Origin of the sequence: Sphingopyxis sp. Root154 (assembly GCF_001427105.1) — a bacterium.
Taxonomy (GTDB): domain Bacteria; phylum Pseudomonadota; class Alphaproteobacteria; order Sphingomonadales; family Sphingomonadaceae; genus Sphingopyxis.
The window spans coordinates 366,679-384,092 of the sequence record NZ_LMGI01000003.1 but is presented as its reverse complement, the minus strand read 5'-3'; the positions used below and the strand labels follow the sequence as shown (position 1 = coordinate 384,092).

The following is a 17,414-nucleotide window of genomic DNA, read 5'->3' as shown; positions in this document are numbered from 1 at the left end:
CGCAACATCTGTCGCCGATAGAGCGATACCGACCCCTGTTCGGCCGCAGCTAGAGGCAGCCCCGAACTTGCACAGCCGGGGGCGATCATGATTCGGACAATTCTGCTGACTACTGCCGCATTTATTACATGCGAGGCATATGCCCAAGAAGCCGGCGTCGAGCCGCAGCGTGAAGGCGACATCGTGGTAACGGGCACGCGCAGCCAAGGGCGCGCGGCGCTCGACTCCTCGGCGCCGATCGACGTCGTTTCGGGCAAAGAGATACTCGAAAGCGGCTATCCAGACCTCGGGCGCGCGCTCAACTTTCTCGAGCCCGGCGTGAATTTCGCACGGGCTGCGACCACCGCGAGCGCAGCCAACACGCGCCCCGTGACGCTGCGCGGGCTGTCGCCGGACCAGACGCTGGTGCTCGTCAACGGCAAACGCTGGCACGCCAACGCCGTGCTCAACGTCAACAACAGTATCGGCCGGGGTTCGGCGGGCGTCGATCTCGACACGATCCCGCAAAGCGCGATCGAACGAATCGAGGTGCTGCGCGACGGCGCCGCCGCGCAATATGGCTCTGACGCGATCGCCGGCGTCATCAACATCATCCTCAAATCGAACGCGGCGGGCGGTTATGGCGAACTGCTTGCCGGCATCACCGGCGAAGGCGACGGTACCCACGCGATGGCAACGGCCAGCGCGGGCTTCGGTCTTGGCGAAGGCGGTCATCTGACGCTCACGGTTCTGGCACGCGGGCAGGAGGCGACTAACCGCGCCTTCGTCGACCAGCGCTTCGATCGCGTGACCTATCGCATCGGCGACCCCGAAGCGCGTGTGGCCAATGTCGCCTTCGACGCCGGGTTGCCGCTCGGCACGGCGGAAATCTATGCGTTCGGTGCGATCACGCGAAAGGTTTCAAATAATGCGGCGGGGTTCCGGACGCCCGGCTTCTCGCCGCTTTATCCCGACGGCTTCCTGCCGATCATCGAACCGCACATCCGCGACGTCGGCGCCACCGTCGGGATACGGAACGAGTTCGGCCGACTGCGTGCCGAGCTCAGCTATGGCTATGGCGAGAATCAGGCGGCCTTTCGCGTCTATGACACCGCCAATGCCTCGCTGGGGCTGGCAAGCCCGACGCGCTTCGATTCAGGCGGCGTCACCTATGGCCAGCATGTCGGAGACCTTGCCCTGTCGCTGCCGATCGACGGCGTGCTCGCGGGCGGCAATATCGCGGCGGGCGGCCAGTATCGGCGCGAAAGCTACCGCATCCGAAGCGGCGAGCCCCAGGCGTATTTCGGCCTCGGTGCGGACGGTTTCGCGGGCTTCAATCCCAGCAATCCGACCGATGCCGGCCGCGATGCCTATGCCGCCTATCTGGACGTCGAGTTGCGACCCGTGGCGGCGCTGCTGCTCGGCGGCGCGATGCGTTATGACCATTATGACGATTTCGGCGGCAAGACGACGTGGCGCGCGACGGCGCGGCTCGATGCGGCCGACGGGGTTGCTGTGCGCGGCACAATCGGCACCGGATTCAAGGCCCCGTCGCTCCAGCAGCAATATTTCAGCGCGGTGCAGGGCGCGACGAGCCAAGGGCAGCTCGTCACGGTCGGCACGCTGCCGGTTTCGGACCCGGTCGCCCGCGCGCTCGGCGCCAGCAACCTCATGCCCGAGCGATCGCGCAACGCCACGGTCGGGGTCGTGTTCGGGCCATTCGACGGCTTCTCCTTCACCGCCGACTGGTTCCATATCCGCATCCGCGATCGCATCGCGCTCAGCGAGCAGCTCGGAGGCGCGGCGGTGCAGGCGATCCTGACGCGGGCGGGCATCACCGGGTTCCAGCAGGTGCGCTTCTTCACCAACGCGGTCGACACGACGACGCGGGGCGTCGAAGTGACGGCGCGCTGGCAGGGCGATATCGGCGCAAAGACGCATGCATCGGTGCAGCTCGGCTATGGCTGGTTCGATTCGAAACTCGACGCGCTACGCCCGAATCCGGCGCTGCCGGCGCTGCCGCTGCTGAGCACCAAGTCGATCCTGTTCCTGACCGAGGCGCAGCCGCGCAGCAAATTCACCGCGCAGGCGAGCCTGGTCCATGGACCGTTCGATCTTCAGGCCAATGTGGCCGCGTTCGGCACCTATACATCGGCGCCGCTGACCGGGGCCCAGACGTTCGGCGGCAAGGAAACGGTCGATCTCGCCGCAGGCTATACGCTGGCCGACGGCATCCGCTTCGTGCTCGGCGTGCAAAATCTGTTCGACGCGCTCCCCGACGAGATCGACGGGCAGCAACTGGTGATCGGAGCGACGGGCGGCAGCTTTCCGACCGGCGAGGAGACGCCGATCGGGCTCAACGGCCGCTCGTTCTATGCCCGCCTGACGGCGCGTTTCTGATGCTCGGACGGCGGCAATTGATCGCGCGCGCGGCGGCGCTCGCCGCAACGCAGTTCCTCGCAGGGCCGCTTCACGCACGCCCGGCCGCCAGCCGCGTGCGCACCGCCGTCGATCCCTTCGCGCTGGGGGTCGCCTCGGGCGAGCCGTCGACCGACGGCTTCGTGCTGTGGACGCGGATTGCCGGCCTCGGTGAGGACCGGCTGGTCGGCTACGAGATCGCCGAAGACGACGGGTTTCGCCGTATCGTCAGGCGCGGAACGGCCCTTGCCCCGGTGGCACGCGGCGGGGCCGTTCATCTCGAAGCACATGGGCTCGGGGCGGGCCGCCGCTATTTTTATCGCTTTCATTTCGGCGAGGCCGTCAGCCGGACCGGAACGGTTGCGACGATCGCCGCGGCGCCCGATCGGCTGCGGATGGCGCTCACCTCATGCCAGCACTGGGAACAGGGCTGGTTCACAGCCTATCGCGACATGATCGCGAACGGCGTCGAGGCGGTGCTGCAGGTCGGCGACTATATTTACGAGCGTTCGTTCGGCGCGGGTCCGAACATCCGCAGCTTCGGCGCCCCCGATCCGGTCACGCTGGACGACTATCGCGCGCGCCACGCGCTCTATCGAAGCGATCCCGACCTCAGCGCGGCACATGCCGCCATGCCCTTTCTGGTCAGTTGGGACGATCATGAGGTCGAGAACGACTATTTTGCCGACCGCGCGGGTTACACCGGCGACCCGAAGGCTTTCGTCGACCGTCGTGCCGCCGCCTATCGCGCCTATTTCGAGCATATGCCGCTGCGCCCCTCGGCGCTCCATCCCGGCGGCGAGGTGCGCCTTTATCGCAGCAGCTTCTGGGGCGACCTCGCCGCGGTCCATGTCCTCGACACCCGCCAGTACCGGACGCCGAGCACTTGCATCGTGGAAGGTGCGACCGCCGACGGCCCGATCGCGCGATGCGCGCGGCCGGATAGCGACCAGGGATCGATGCTGGGACATGTACAGGAAGCATGGTTCAAGCAAGCCACTGCAACGCGACCGGCACGCTGGTCGCTGGTGACGCAGCAGACGCTGTTTTCCCGGCTCGTGCTGCCCGCCGGAGCCGATTCACTCTATCCGCAATTCTGGGACGGCTACGCCGCCGCGCGCACGCGCCTGCTCGATGCGCTCGACGCCGCGGGTACGCGCAATGCCGTGATTCTCGGCGGCGACGTGCATTCCTTCTGGGTCAACGACGTGAAGCGCGATTTTACGCGCCCCGAGGGCGCGACCGTCGCAACCGAAATCGTCACGAGCTGCCTCGCATCGCGCAGCGGCCCCGAAGCGCTGTTCGGACCCGCGCCGGATTTGAACCCCCATGTCCGTTTTCGCGACAATGCGCACGCCGGCTATGTCCTCCTCGACATTCGTAGTGACCGCATCGAGGGCGCGATGCGCGCCGTCTCCGACCTTGCAGATCCCCGTGCGACGTGCCGCACGCTGCGCAGCTTTGTGATAGAGGACCGCCGGCTGGGCGCATCGCTCTAGCCGGCGCGTATATGCGGTGTGCGCCTTGTCGCATAATTGTGACATGGCCACGCTATGCCGAGGCCATGCTTCGAAAGGCACCGCCGCTCGAGTCGATCGAGATTTTCGTCGCCGCGGCGCGGGGCGAAAGCCTGCGCGCGGTCGGGCGCCGGCTGGCGCTCAGCCCGTCGGCGGTCAGCCGGCGGGTCGCAGCGCTTGAACAATTCCTGGGGCGCCGTCTATTCGATCGCGCCGACCAGTCGCTCATCCTGAACGCGGTCGGTGCGCGCTATCTGGAGGACGTAGCCCCTGCGATCAGGAGCATCCAATATGCCACCGACGCAATTCGTTGCGGCGACGACCGCCCGCTACGCGTCGCGACCTCGCACAGCCTTGCGACCTGGCTTCTGCCGCATCTCGCCGCATTCCAGCGCCAGACGGGCATTCCCGTCGAAATATCCGCCACACGCGATGTCCAGACGCTGGCCAGCGGCGAGGTGCATCTCGCCTTCTGGGGCGATCTCGCGGTGCCGCCCAGCATCGAGGCGATTCATCTTCTGACCCCCGAAGCCATCCCCGTCTGCGCCCCGCGCCTGGCGGACGGGCGGGCCGCGCCGCAGACCGAAGCGGAAATTTCCCGCTATCCGCTCGTCTCGGTCCGCGTGCCTGACGGTCTCTGGCAACGGTGGTTCGCCATGGCCGGTCTCGAGGCGCGCGAATTGCGCCTGCAGAGTTTCGACACGCAGCAACTCGCCTATGAGGCCGCAGCAGCCGGCGCCGGCGTCACACTGGCCGTACCGCTGGCATCGAACAGCTTCCTCGCCGGCAAAAGGCTGGTAGCCTGCACGCGCCGCGCCTTTCGGCTGGGTGTGCGCTACCAGCTCTACCGTTCGATCGAACGCCCCATGCACCCGCAGGTCGAAATCTTCACCGCATGGCTCCGCACCCAGGTCGACGGGTCGACAGCGGAGTTTCGGAATATGCTGCTCCTCGATGACGACGCCTATTATGCGCGTAGCGCGATATAACCGGAACGGGCGCGCGACGGCACTATTGGTCGGGCGCTGGCCGTTAGCCGCCAAGCAGCTTTTGTGCCGCAGCCGGAGAAAGCAGACACCCCCATCGTCAAGGACGCAGCGCCGCTTCACAAGCAATCAAGCCGCCCAAGCATCGCGGCGATGCTGTCGGCGCGCTCCGGCCCGACCGACCATCCTGCGGCGTGGACCGAGACGCGCACGGATGCCGCAGGGTCGACCGCGAATCCAGCGCGCTCGAGCGCACGGCGCGTCCAAGCGGCGCGAACGCCCTCCCCCTCCAGCGCCACTCGGCGGCTCGCCGGACGCCGCAGCTCGAAATGGCCCGCATCCTGGTCAAAGCTGACGCCGTCGGCGGCGAAAATCCGCGCGAAATCGCCCGAGAGAATCAGGTCCTCGGGCGCGCCATCGAGAAGCCGCGTGCCGTCGTAGAGCCACAGACGGTTCGCACAGCGCAAGGCGAGCTCGAGTTCGTGCGTCGAGAGGACGATTGCATAGCCCCTTTGCCCGGCGAGTTCGCCGAGCAGCGCGAAGAAGGCCACGCGCCGCGGCACGTCGAGAAAGGAGGTGACCTCGTCGAGGAGCAAGAGGCGCGGCTGCTGGGCGAGCGCCCGCGCGACCATAACGCGTTGCCTCTCGCCGTCGGAAAGGCTTGCTACCGGGCGATCGCGGAACGCCGCGGCGCCGACGAGGGCCAGCGCCTCGTCGACAATCGCGACATCCTCGCCCGCGAGCCGCCCCTGCCAGCCGGTGTGCGGATATCGGCCCGCCGCCGCGAGTTCGAAGCCGGTAAGATAGCCCGTCTGTGGTCGCTCGGTCAGGACGACCCCGAGCCGCTGCGCCTTCTCGCGCGCCGACAAGAACGCAAGAGGCTCACCCTCAAGCGCAATCGCCCCTGCCAGCGGCGGGAGGAGGCCCGCAAGTGTGCGCAGCAAGGTCGTTTTACCCGTCCCGTTAGGCCCGACGAGCGCAACGACATCACCCGGATGCAGATCGAGCGAGAGATGCTCGGCAACGAGGCGGTCCGGATAGCCGATTGCGAGCTCATCGGTCGAAAGGATCGCGCTCATGCCGTGGCTCCGAACCGGGCATGCCGGCGCAATAGCACCCAGAGAACGATCGCGCCGCCGATCAGCCCGTTCACCGCATTGAGGTGAAGGAGGTGGCGCGCCCACGGGAGATGGGTGATGAGGTCGGTCGCAAGCGCAAGCGCGCCTCCCGCCAGCGCCGCTGCCGGGAGCAGGATACGGTGATCCTCGGTCTGGAGCAGGCCCCGCGCCGCATGGCCGGCGATCAGTCCCAGAAAGTTGATTGCGCCGCAGAAGGCAGTGACGGTGCCGACAAGAAGCGCGACCACGCCGAAGCAGGCGTAGCGCAATGCCTTGAGGGGCACGCCGAGGCTCTGCGCATAGGTGTCGCCCAACATCAGGATGTTGAGCGGTTTCGCGAGCGCCATCAGGAGGAGCAGCCCGAGCGCGCAGGCAGGAAGCAGGATGATGTGCTGCGCCCAGGTCACCCCTGCGAAGCTCGCATCGTCCCATCCCTTGAACGCCGACGCCTGGGTTTCGTCGATGAGGTGGAGCGAGAGGCTGATAAGCCCCGCCGCGATATAGCCGAGCATGAGGCCCGAGAGCAGCAGGGTGACATTGTCGACCCGTCGCGCGAGCAGCGTCAATAGCCCCATGACGACGAGCGTCCCGCCCGAGGCCGCGACCGCGAGCCCGACGTCGCCGACGAGTCCGAAACTTTCGGCGAAGGCAGGTCCTGCAAGTCCCGTCGCGACGACGAGCAGCGCGACCCCCAAGCGGGCGCCATGTGCGATACCGAGCACGAAGGGGTCGGCGAGCGGGTTACGGAACAGCGTCTGGAGCATCAGCCCGCAGGCGCCGAGGCTGGCGCCGCCGACGAGCGCGGCGAGCGCGCGCGGAAGCCGATATTCGCGGACGATATGACCCCAGCCCTCTTGCGCGATCGTACCGCCGCTCAGGCTCGCAGCGATCGCGTCGAGGGGAATATCGACGACGCCGAGCGACAGCTCGGCGAGGAAGAACGCCGCGATGACCCCACCGATGACGAAGGTGAAGGATATGGGCTTGATCATGCCGGGCCTCCCGGAATCTTGCGGATGAAGCGTGGACGCGCGGGCGGCTGGAGCAGTTCGGGATGGAGAATGGCGACCAGCTCTGCGAGCGCATCCTGCGGTTCGGTCATGCCCTGGTCCGACCAGCTGTTCGCGAACGGCCCGACCTTACCGGCGTCGAACCAGTAAACGCGCCCGTTGCGCACCGCGCGGAGCCATGCGAGCCGCGGATGATCGCGTCTGAGCGTCACCATGTTGGCGGCGCCCGGCATGAAATTACCGAGCCAGACATCCGCCCCCGCAGCGCGGTCGAACAGCTTCTCCATCGGTGCGTAAGTGAGGCTCCCCGCTATTGAATTGTCATGCCAGGCGTGGCGCCCGCCGGCATCCTCGATCATGCGGTAGAGCTGGTTGCGTCCGCCGGCCTGGCTCCACTCGTCACGGCTCTCGGGATAACCGAGTTGGACGAGCGGCCGCGCGTCGACATTGGCCGCGAGCGCGCGCAGCTTGGCGTAGCGTGCCGCGCGCGTGTCGAAGAGCTGGTTAGCGCGCGCTTCCAGATTGAAGAAGAGCGCGACATATTTGATCCACTCGGCGCGCCCGAGCGGGGTCGGTTCGGTATGGTCCGACTGCGGCGCCGACACGACGCCGAGACGTTTCAGGAGCGGATGAATATTGGCGTCGGGATAGGCGGAGTAGAAAGTGAAGAAGAGATCGGCGCCGAGCGCGGCCGCCTGCTCGCCATTGCCGTGCTGCGCAGCATGGATGGGAATCGTCTCGCCCCGCTCGATCTGTCCGGCAATCGCCGGGATCGAGACGTTGCGCGTCGGCACGCCCTTTAGCCGATCGTCGATACCGAGGAGATGTGCGGCACCAAGCAGCGACACATTAGCGGTCGCGAAGTCGCGCACGGGAACTTTGACGAGCGTATCGCGCGGACCAAGTTTCGGCGGCGGCGTGCCGCACTGGACAAGGACGAGGCGCAGCACCTCGCGCGTGTCGACCGAAGGTGTGAAGGTCACGCGCTTCCAGTTCCGGTGATATTCGACCTTGAGCTGCGCCGAATGGAGGAAGGCCGCCTTGTCGGGAAAATAATCGGTGTCCTCGCGATAGTCGGCGACGCAGCCTGCGATGAGGTTGGCGGCGGGGCGCGCGCCTATCGTGACCGTGCTGCGCGCGGGCGGCTCGCGCATCGGGATCGGCGCGCAGGCCGCGAACGCGGCGAGTGCCCCGAAGGCGAGCAGCAGCCTCACCGGCTTCCCCCGAAGCGGTAAGAAAGGCTCGCCGTGACCGTGCGCGGCGCGCCCGGGTAGAGCGGGATGAAGGCGCCGCCGCTGTCGTAATAGAATTTGTCGAAGAGGTTGAGTATATTGAGCTGCGCGCGGAGCGGCCCGAAGCCGGCGTCGAACGCGTAAGCGAGATTGGCATCGACGCGCGTGTAGGCCGGCAGCAGGATGGAATTGTCGGTATTGCCCGCGCGGCTCCCGATATGCTGGACCCCGAAGCCGGCACTCGCGCCCTTGAGTGATCCGGCGAAATCATATGTCGTCCAGAGGCTTGCCGAGTGTCGCGGCGCATTGACGAGGCGCGCGCCCGGCGCCGCAAAGCTGTCCTCGAGGATTTTCGCATCGAGATAGGTGTAGTTGGCGATGAGCCGCCACTGCGGCGTCAGCGCCGCCGGGACCTCGACCTCTATCCCGCGCGAACGCGACTTGCCGATCTGGATCACGAGATCGAAGTCGACCGGGTCCGATACCGCGGCATTGCGCCGAGTGATGTCGAAAAGCGCGAACGTCGGTGTCAATCTGCCGCCGAAAAGCTCGGCCTTCGCGCCGACCTCCCAGCTTTCGCCGATGAGCGGCTTGGGAAGCGAACCATCGCGAAGGCGGCCGACGTCGACCTGCGCGCGGAACGAGCGCGCCCAGCTTCCGTAAAGCGAGAGTGCCCGCGCCGGCGTCCAGGTGAGACCGGCACGCGGCGAAAAGGCCCCGCGCTTCGTTGCCTCTTCCCCTGTGCTGGCCAGATAATCGCGATTCCGGAGCTCGTTCCAGTCATAGCGACCGCCGACGAGGAGGCGCCAGTTGCCGAGTTCCATCTCGTCCTGCGCATAGACGGCGGTGGAGTCGCTGTTCCATGCGCCATCGGAGACAAGGACCGTCGGGTCGGCGCGCTGCCCATAGACCGGATTGTCGAAGTCGATCGGGATATTCACGCCGAAGGGCGGGTTGCGGACGTCGAACCGCCAGTGATCATAGCCATATTCCACGCCGACAAGCGCCTTGTGCTCGACCGCGCCGGTCGTGAAGCGCGCATAGAGCTCGGCCTGTGCGGTCAGATCGGTCTGGCGATCGTATGCCTGGCTGGTACGGCGATTGACCTTGGGGCCGGCAGCAGCGGCGCGGCTGACCGGCGGAAAGCCGAAAGCATAATAATAGCTGTCCTTGGTGAAGTCCGAATAGCCGAAGGCAACGCGCCCCGAGAGAGCATCCGAGAAACGATGATCGACGAACAGGCTCGCGACGCCGCCCCTGTTCGTGTAGCGCGCGTCGGCCTCGCCGAACTGCCGCTCGCGCGGGGCTTCGAGGAACAGCGGGTCGTTGGCGAACCCTCGGTCGAAATAGCCACGCTTGCGGGCATATTCGCCTTCGAGCGTCACGCTCGTCGCGTCCGAAGGCTTCCACTGGATAACGGGTGCGATGAAGGTGTCGCGCGAAAAGGTGAAATCGCGAAAGCCATCGCGGTCGTCATGCGAAACATTGACGCGGAGGCCGACAGTCCCAGAAAGCGGCACCGAGACATCCCCCGTCAACCGCAACTGATCGAACGAGCCGTAGAGCGCGCTCACCTCGGCAAAGGGCTCATCGAGCGGCTTCTTCGTGACGAAGTTGACGACACCGCCGGGTTCGAAGCGGCCATAAAGCGCCGAGGCAGAGCCCTTCAGCACTTCGACCTGCTCGACATTCTGCAACTGCTCGTCGGGCGCATAGGCGGAACGGCGAAGGCCGTTCTTCAAATTATAGGGGGTGATGAAGCCGCGGATATAGAAACGGTCGTTGGTCGCGCCAAAGCCCACTTGCGGGCTGAACCCCGGCACATAGCGCAGCGCCTCGCCGATCGTCGTAATGCCGCGGTCGCGAATGAGTTCGCGTGTCACGACCTGCACCGAATAGGGCGTTTCCTTGATCGGCGTGTCGGACTTGTTCGTCTGCGGCGCGACCGTCGCGCGATACCCCTGTTCGCGCGTTCCCAGAACGACGATCTCGTCGTCTGAATCCACTTGCGCAAAAGCCGCCGTCGGAGCCGCAAGCGCGGCACCGGTGGCAATAATAGTCCGAAACATTGAACCCCCTCTAGAAACCGTCTTGAGCACCCGGCGCCATGGTCTACCGGATGACTCGAATCATGATATATAATATCGTATCATTGCTTTAGGGGGGATTGTCTAGCCCTAGGTGCCGGGCTGGTCGCAATCGGCGGTGACCCTCCGGCGGAACTGGCCGTTTTCACCCGGGCAGCTTTCAGCGTCGAAACTAAAGGAGCAGCCGTTGGCGAGTTGCTGAAACACGTGGTCGCCATGCGCGACCATTTATCGATGTTTGGCTCTGCCCTGTGAAAGAGAAAGGCCGGGGAGTGTCCCCGGCCTTTCCATTTCCCGGCAGTCTCCTCGAATCAAAAGACCGTGGCTTTGATCCCTACGAAAAAGGACCGGCCTTCGGCGCTGATCGGGTAAGCGACGGCGCCGACATCCGGCTTCCGGTCCCAGAGGTTGTTAATGCCGCCGTAGATTTCAAAACGGTCGCTGACCTCCACATTGGCGTAAAGCCGCTGGTTCAACTTGTCGCGATACCAGAAATAGCCGGGCTCGATATAATCGGGGTTGGCTGCCTGCTGTTCGCGGGTGACGCGGCGGGTCTTAGAAAACCAGTCTACGCCGTAGTTGAGCGTGACCGCCCCCTTGGTCCAGGTCAGATCGAAGGTGCCGCTATACCGCGGCGCCGGATAGGCCGCCGAATGCATTTCGTTCTCCGGTTCGGCGCCCAGGCTGGGCACGAAAGAGAGCTTGTCGAGATAGTTGCCGGCCACGCGGACATTGAACCTGCCGCCATTGTCGAACGGTTCGAACGCATAGTTGAGCGTTACGTCCAGGCCCGAAGTCTGGAACGACGCCACATTCGCCGGGATAACCGAAAAGTCGGAGACATAACCGGTCGTCGCGCTACGCTCGATCAACGCGCAATAAGTGTTGTCCAGCGTAGGCTGATCATAGCACAAATCGACGATGTCCTGCGCGGTCGAGTACTGGATCGCTTTCTTCAACTGGATATCATACCAGTCGGCGGTGATCGCGAGGCCGGGAATGAAGCTGGGGCGCAGCACGAACCCGGCAGTCCAGGTCTTTGCCGTTTCCTCATTCAGGTTCCGGTTGCCGCCCTGCGTGCCGAGCAGGCTGCTGTTCTGCGGCGAGGTCTGATCGCCGGAGGGGTTGAATGTCGCCGGATTGATGCCAAGCGCGGTCAGTGCCGCCGAACAATTGGCGGCGCGCGATGGCTTTCCTTCGGCCAATCGGTCAATGCCGCACGGATCGTTGATGAATTCGTAGGTGCCCGACGTCGCCGCGAACAATTCGGAAATGTTCGGAGCCCGGACAGCCTGCGAATAGGTGCCGCGGAACATGATGTCGCGAACCGGCGCCCAGGTGCCATCGACTTTCCACGTCGTCGTCGTGCCAACGGTCGAATAGTCCGACAGACGAATTGCGCCGCCGATCGACAGGTCATGCGCGAAAGGCAAGTCCTTGAGGATCGGCAGGTTGATTTCGCCGTAGACTTCCTTGACGTCGAAACTGCCCCTGTTGACGAGCGACTGCGAGCTGTCCATCAGCTGGCCCGCCAGCGTATAGTCGGACGGGATCGAGTGGCTGCTTTCCTTGCGATATTCGGCGCCGACTGCAAAGCCCACGGGACCACCCGGAAGCTTGAAGAAGGAGCCGGTATCTCCCGACACGGACGCCGAAACGACATGCTGCCGGATGCGGGCCCAGTTCTTATGGTCGACCGTGACGAAGTCGAGCGCCTCTTGCGACGGCGCCCCCTGGCCGAGGATGTTGAGCGGGACGCATTCGCCGGGACGGAAGGTGACCGGCGCGCCGTTGAAGGTGGGCTGACCGCCATAGTTGCCACCGTAAATCTCCGTCTCGCCGGGGAGGTTGATCCGGCAGGTGATATTGCCGTTACCGTCATCCACGGCGTCGAGAGCTGCATAATAACGGTCGGTGAGGCGGTCGTTGCGATCGGTCGCCTTTTGCGTCGACTGGCCGAAGACATAAGAAATGTCATATTTCAGGCCCGAGCCGATTTCCCCGGTGGCGCCGACGACGGTACGCCACAATTCGCGGTCCATTTCGGACTGGCGAACGCCAAAATCGAAATTGTCGCGACTGAACAGCGCGCCATCCGCCCCGGCGGCACCGAAGCGCTCGATCAGATACGGGTTGCCCGGCAACAGTTCGGTATAGAAATCATAGGTCGGCTGGGCAAAGGTATTGGCGGTCGACTTGACATATTTACCCTCGGCATAGACTTCGAACGCCGGGCTAAATTCGTAGTGCGCCATCACATTGGCGATGTGTCGGCGGCTATACGGCGTGAAATCGCCATAATAGATTTCGCGCGGGGTGTTCGTTCCGCCGATGGCGAGCCCGCCGCCGCCGGGCAAGGCAATGCCGCGGTCGTAAACGCCGCCTTCGCCGGTGCGGTCCGGAATGCCGTCGAAGTCGAGGTCGATGGCGCCGCCCATCCAGCTGTCGGCCCAGGTCAGGTTGGTGTAGAGAACGCGATCGGGGATGCCGTCGTTATCCGTCGGACCGTCGAGGTCCTGATTGTTGCGGATGAACGAATAGGACGGCCCCGTCCGGCCGTAGTTCAGGCGCTGGCGCTGGCTGAAACGATCGGTTTCGTTAAATTCATAGGCCAGGGTGATGTTACCCCGGCCATCGGCAAAATTCTTGCCGAAGGTCGCCGCGACATAACGGTCGCCCGCATCGCCTCGTTGCGAAATGCCGGTCTGGGCGCGCAATCGCAGGCCGTCGAAATCCTTCTTCAGGATGAAGTTCACCACCCCGGTCACGCCGTCGGCGCCATAGACGGCCGAGGCACCACCGGTCAGTACATCGACGCGCTCGACGAGATCGGTGGGGATGGTGTTGATATCGACCGCGGCGTCGCCCGGTATGCCCGCGACGTGGCGGCGCCCGTCGACGAGGACCAGCGTGCGGCTGCTGCCCAGGTTGCGAAGGTCCAGCGTGTTGACGCCGACGAGCTGCGAATTGGGCAGATTGGAACCGGCGACGTCGATGTTGCTCATCGAACCGAGAAGCGCGGGGTTTTCTATCAGATAGTCCGTCAGATTGACATTACCCGTCCGTTGGATTGTCTCGGCGGTGATGATCTGGACCGGATTGGGCGAGGACAGCTCAGGGCGCGCAATGCGTGAGCCGGTGACGACGATGACTTCCCCTTCATCCGCCGTGGTGCCTGCCATCGGCGCATCCTGGGCAATGGCGGGGGCCGCGACAAGCATTGCAATCATGGCCATCGGAGCGGTGCCAAGGCGCAAGCACCGCGCGTTGATATTCTTTTTCACAGCGAGAATCCTTCACTCGTGGACAAAAGCGGGCATACACCGCGGGGGGCATAGGATGCGCCACGAGCATACCCCCACGGCGTCCAAGTGCCCGTCACCCAACGGCGAGTAAAGAAATTACCTAGAACTTTCCGTCATTTCGTGGCTCTCTGTGACGAAAATGCAACAGATCAGAGCGTCTCCGACGGGACTTCAAGCCCAAGACATGCATCGCACCGTCGCAGCCGGGCGCTGGGCTCCGATTCAGCAGCGCGATTGTTCAATCCGTAACGGAATAGGCTGTTTTTCGGCCGTTTGAAGACGGTCAGCTTTAGTGGGAAATCGAGAGAAGCAGCCGTTCACGCTGCGTCGGTTGACTATGGCTGATAGCGACCATTTACGGAAGTTTGACATTCGCGATCCACATTCCCTTCGAAGCCTTCTCCTTATGAGCATTAGAATGCCGGAGGAAATGTAGTGATGGCCAGACTACGTTGGCTATGCCGCCCTCGCCGCCACTTGCGGAAGCTGCATCTATCACGAGACCATTAAAGCGCGGGTGCATGTCGGATGCTGGTGTCGCCTTGGCCGTAAAAGCTGGTCGGAAGGCCGGCAGGCGTTCGTGATAGATTCCGAACGCGATGGCCTTTTTGCTTGCCGTCGCAGGCGTAATTCCACTTCCAGAACTTGGAGCCATTCGGCGTGGCTACGAACGGCTGTGGACGAGCTGACCCGAGAATCATCGGTTTTCTGTGAAAAACATCAATCCCGGTGGACCGATACGACTCCCTGCGGAAGGGTAGTTGGCGGAGACGGAGGGATTCGAACCCTCGGTACCGGATTTACCAGTACGACGGTTTAGCAAACCGTTGGTTTCAGCCACTCACCCACGTCTCCGCATGGCCTGTCGCGCTAACGACAGTCTGGCCTAGGCGGGTCGCTATAGCCATGCACTTCGCACCCCGCAACGCCAAAGATTGTGCAATTTTGCGGTCGAAGCGGGCATTTCGTCGCCCGGATGATTCGGTCCGGCGTAAATTCGACTCAAGTCATCGCCGGTTCATTGCCCAAGCGCGAAAGCGAGTCATGATTAACGCAGAATTCGGCGCGCGTGCGTCGCTCGATCTTTGGGGGTCCAATATGCGGAAAACGTTCACCAGCCTTGCCTTGGCAGCAATGGCATCACTCGGCCTCGCGCTGACACCGCTTCCGGCAGCCGCACAGATGCGCGAAGTCGACCCCAACAGCACGGCGATCGATTCCGATATCGACAATCCTGCGCCGCCGGTATCGAGTGATTCGACGGCCGGCACGTCGTACGACAGCGACCTTGCCACCGGCGACCAGCAGACCAGCGAGACGCCGCCCGTGGACGGCACCGCGACCAGCGCCGACGTCTCGGCAACCACGGTCGTGGCGGCGCCCGGATCGACCTATAAGAAGGACGACCTGATCGGCGCTGCCGAAGGGGTGTTCGGCAAGGGCGCGCAAGGCCTTGCGGGGCTGATCGAGGACATATTGAAGAAGCAGGGCGAACCCAACGCCTATATCGTCGGGCGCGAGGCCGGCGGTGCGCTCGTGCTCGGCGTGCGCTACGGCTCGGGGACGCTGCATCACAAGATCGAAGGCGAACTGCCCGCTTACTGGACCGGCCCGTCGATCGGGTTCGACGCCGGCGCCAATGCGGGCAACACCTTTGTCCTCGTCTATAACCTGTTCGACAGCGAAGACCTCTACAAGCGTTACCCCGCGGGTGAAGGCGCGGCCTATCTGGTCGGCGGCTTCAACGCGAGCTACATGCGCCGTGGCGACGTCGTCCTGATCCCGATCCGCGTCGGCGTCGGCGCACGGCTGGGCGTGAACGCCGGCTATATGAAGTTCCGCAAAAAGCAGAATTGGGTTCCCTTCTAAGCACAACCCGTTTGCCACGGGGGCGACAGCCCGCGCTTCGGCGCGGGCTTTTTCTTTGTGCGGGTGATATCGTGCCAGCCCATCCGAGAGGGAGATCGACCACATGACTTCGAAGCCCGCTGGCGGCCCGCATTATTCGCCCTTCACGGTGGGTGGGGGTCTCATCTTCGTGTCGGGCCAGCTGCCGCTCAAACCGGGACGCGACACCTCATTGGCCAATGCGCCTTTCAGGGAACAGGTCGAACAGACGCTGCAGAATCTGAAATCCGTCCTGGCGGACGCAGGCGCCGACCTGACGCGGGTGATCAAGACGACCGTCTATCTCAGTGACATATCCGACTGGGACGAACTGGACGTGGTCTATGGCGAATTCTTCGGAGCAACGCGGCCGTCGAGGAGCGTGGTGCCCACCGGACCGCTTCACTTCGGCTTCCTGATCGAGATTGAGGCTATCGCTTTGGCTACGCCAGGCGCCGCCTAGTCGCCATCGAAGGCGATCAGCGTTTCACACGTGAGGCCCGCGGCCGCGAGCCGCTGCGACCCGCCCAGATCGGGCAGATCAATGACGAATAGCGCCGCCGCCACCTCGGCACCGACGTTCCGCATCAACGCCGCAGTCGCGAGGATCGTGCCGCCCGTCGCAAGCAGATCGTCGACTAGCACGACGCGGTGCCCCGGCAAGACCGCACCCTCGTGCAGCTCAAGCCGGTCGACGCCATATTCTAGTTCATAATCGACGCCGATGGTGACGCCGGGCAGCTTGCCCGCTTTGCGCACGGGAACGACGCCCAGCCCCATCGCCGTCGCCATTGCGGCACCGAACAGGAAGCCGCGTGCCTCGACCGCGACAATGAAGTCGGGCCGGTGGGCTGCGGCGAGCGCGCTCAGCCGGCGCACGCTTTCGCTGAAACCGGCGGCGTCGCCGATCAGCGTGGTGATATCGCGAAACTGGATTCCCGGCTTGGGAAAGTCCGGGATGGTGCGGACGAGCGACGCGAGGTCGAGGTCCGGCTGGGGCGGGAGGGCGATCATGTTGGCCGCCCTCCCCTATGCCCTCAATGCTTCTTGTCGGCCCAGATGTTCCGGTACGACAGATAGGTCAGCACGGTGAAGATCAGCAGGAAGAAGAACACTGCATAACCCACCTGGATGCGCTTGATCAGCTTCGGCTCGGCGGTCCAGACGAGGAATGCCGTGACGTCCTTCGACATCTGGTCGACGGTCGCCTTGGTCCCGTCGGCATAGGTGACCTGATTGGGCGCCAGCGGCGGAGCCATCGCGAGGTTGAGGTTCCCGAAATAGGGGTTGTAGTGCAGCCCCGTGCCCGGCTTCAGTTCCGCCGGCAGATTCTTCGGCGGGTTCTGGAAGCCCGTCAGCAGCGAATAGACATAGTCCTTGCCGCCTTCGCGCGCCTTGGTGATCAACGAAAGATCTGGCGGCAGCGCGTTGTTGTTCGCGGCGCGGGCAGCCGTTTCGTTCGCATAGGGCGACGGGAAATAATCCGACGGCAGGCCGTCGCGCGTCGCCGGTTCACCCGTGTCTGGGTTGATCGACGGGACCTGGAAGCCCTTGGCGAAGGTCTTGATCTGGCCTTCGGTGTAGCCGAAGTCCGCGATGTCGCGGAACGCGACAAGGTGCAGGCTGTGACAGGCCGAGCAGACCTCCTTGTACACCTGCATGCCGCGCTGCAGCTGAGCCTTGTCCCAATGCGGCAGGACGATGCCGTCGCTGGCCAGCTTCAGATGCCGGGGGTGTTTGTGAAACTCGTGCGCGACATTGGCTTCATTGCTGAGCGGCGTCGTGAAAATCGCGAGCACCAGCGCGGTAATGAAACCGAGACCGACGAGAAAACCGAGCGGACGAACCATGGCTGTATCAGCTCCTATTAAAGTC

The 17,414-nt window shown here is 64.2% G+C and carries 12 protein-coding genes and 1 tRNA gene; 5 read left to right on the top strand and 8 right to left on the bottom strand.

Annotated features, from left to right (window positions below):
- Positions 1-87: 87 nt before the first annotated feature.
- The 3 genes from ASD73_RS17400 (at position 88) to ASD73_RS17390 (ending at position 4,903) form a co-directional block, all read left to right on the top strand.
- Positions 88-2,379: a TonB-dependent receptor plug domain-containing protein gene (locus tag ASD73_RS17400; RefSeq protein WP_056374371.1), complete on the top strand. Its 2,292-nt coding sequence runs from the start codon at positions 88-90 to the stop codon at positions 2,377-2,379.
- Positions 2,379-3,896 carry an alkaline phosphatase D family protein gene (locus ASD73_RS17395; RefSeq protein ID WP_056374370.1) on the top strand — a complete coding sequence of 506 codons (1,518 nt, stop codon included), beginning with the start codon at positions 2,379-2,381 and terminating at the stop codon, positions 3,894-3,896. Before ASD73_RS17400 ends, ASD73_RS17395 begins: the two co-directional genes overlap by 1 nt.
- Before the next feature lie 65 nt (positions 3,897-3,961).
- Positions 3,962-4,903: a LysR substrate-binding domain-containing protein gene (locus tag ASD73_RS17390; RefSeq protein ID WP_056374367.1), complete on the top strand. Its 942-nt coding sequence runs from the start codon at positions 3,962-3,964 to the stop codon at positions 4,901-4,903.
- Positions 4,904-5,019: 116 nt separating this feature from the next.
- On the opposite strand, the gene ASD73_RS17385 is transcribed toward ASD73_RS17390, so the two are convergent.
- The 6 genes from ASD73_RS17385 to ASD73_RS17360 form a co-directional block, all read right to left on the bottom strand.
- Positions 5,020-5,979 (bottom strand): ABC transporter ATP-binding protein, encoded by a 960-nt coding sequence (locus ASD73_RS17385; protein ID WP_056374365.1) that lies wholly within the window; start codon positions 5,977-5,979, stop codon positions 5,020-5,022.
- Positions 5,976-7,010, bottom strand: coding sequence for an iron ABC transporter permease (locus ASD73_RS17380; RefSeq protein ID WP_082521657.1), 1,035 nt, complete (start codon positions 7,008-7,010; stop codon positions 5,976-5,978). The genes ASD73_RS17385 and ASD73_RS17380 overlap by 4 nt, the downstream gene beginning before the upstream one ends.
- The gene (locus ASD73_RS17375; RefSeq protein ID WP_056374363.1) at positions 7,007-8,242 is read right to left on the bottom strand and encodes an ABC transporter substrate-binding protein; all 1,236 of its coding nucleotides are present in this window, start codon (positions 8,240-8,242) and stop codon (positions 7,007-7,009) included. Before ASD73_RS17375 ends, ASD73_RS17380 begins: the two co-directional genes overlap by 4 nt.
- Entirely contained in the window at positions 8,239-10,329 is a 2,091-nt protein-coding gene (locus tag ASD73_RS17370; protein WP_156377446.1) for a TonB-dependent siderophore receptor, read from the bottom strand. The genes ASD73_RS17375 and ASD73_RS17370 overlap by 4 nt, the downstream gene beginning before the upstream one ends.
- Before the next feature lie 329 nt (positions 10,330-10,658).
- Positions 10,659-13,529, bottom strand: a complete 2,871-nt coding sequence (locus tag ASD73_RS17365; protein ID WP_235534565.1) for a TonB-dependent receptor plug domain-containing protein — start codon at positions 13,527-13,529, stop codon at positions 10,659-10,661.
- 885 nt (positions 13,530-14,414) lie between these two features.
- Positions 14,415-14,507 (bottom strand) — tRNA-Ser (locus ASD73_RS17360).
- Between the two features lie 243 nt (positions 14,508-14,750).
- Here ASD73_RS17360 and ASD73_RS17355 point away from each other — a divergent pair.
- Positions 14,751-15,521, top strand: a complete 771-nt coding sequence (locus tag ASD73_RS17355) for a DUF1134 domain-containing protein (RefSeq protein ID WP_056375208.1) — start codon at positions 14,751-14,753, stop codon at positions 15,519-15,521.
- Positions 15,522-15,624: 103 nt separating this feature from the next.
- Positions 15,625-16,002 carry a RidA family protein gene (locus tag ASD73_RS17350; RefSeq protein WP_056374361.1) on the top strand — a complete coding sequence of 126 codons (378 nt, stop codon included), beginning with the start codon at positions 15,625-15,627 and terminating at the stop codon, positions 16,000-16,002.
- Here ASD73_RS17350 and ASD73_RS17345 read toward each other — a convergent pair.
- Both ASD73_RS17345 and ASD73_RS17340 read right to left on the bottom strand, forming a co-directional pair.
- A complete protein-coding gene (locus ASD73_RS17345) occupies positions 15,999-16,553 on the bottom strand; it encodes an adenine phosphoribosyltransferase (protein WP_056374359.1) in 555 nt (184 codons plus the stop codon). The two genes, ASD73_RS17350 and ASD73_RS17345, sit on opposite strands and share 4 nt — an antisense overlap.
- A gap of 23 nt (positions 16,554-16,576) precedes the next feature.
- A complete protein-coding gene (locus ASD73_RS17340) occupies positions 16,577-17,389 on the bottom strand; it encodes a cytochrome c1 (RefSeq protein WP_056374357.1) in 813 nt (270 codons plus the stop codon).
- Between the last annotated feature and the right edge of the window lie 25 nt (positions 17,390-17,414).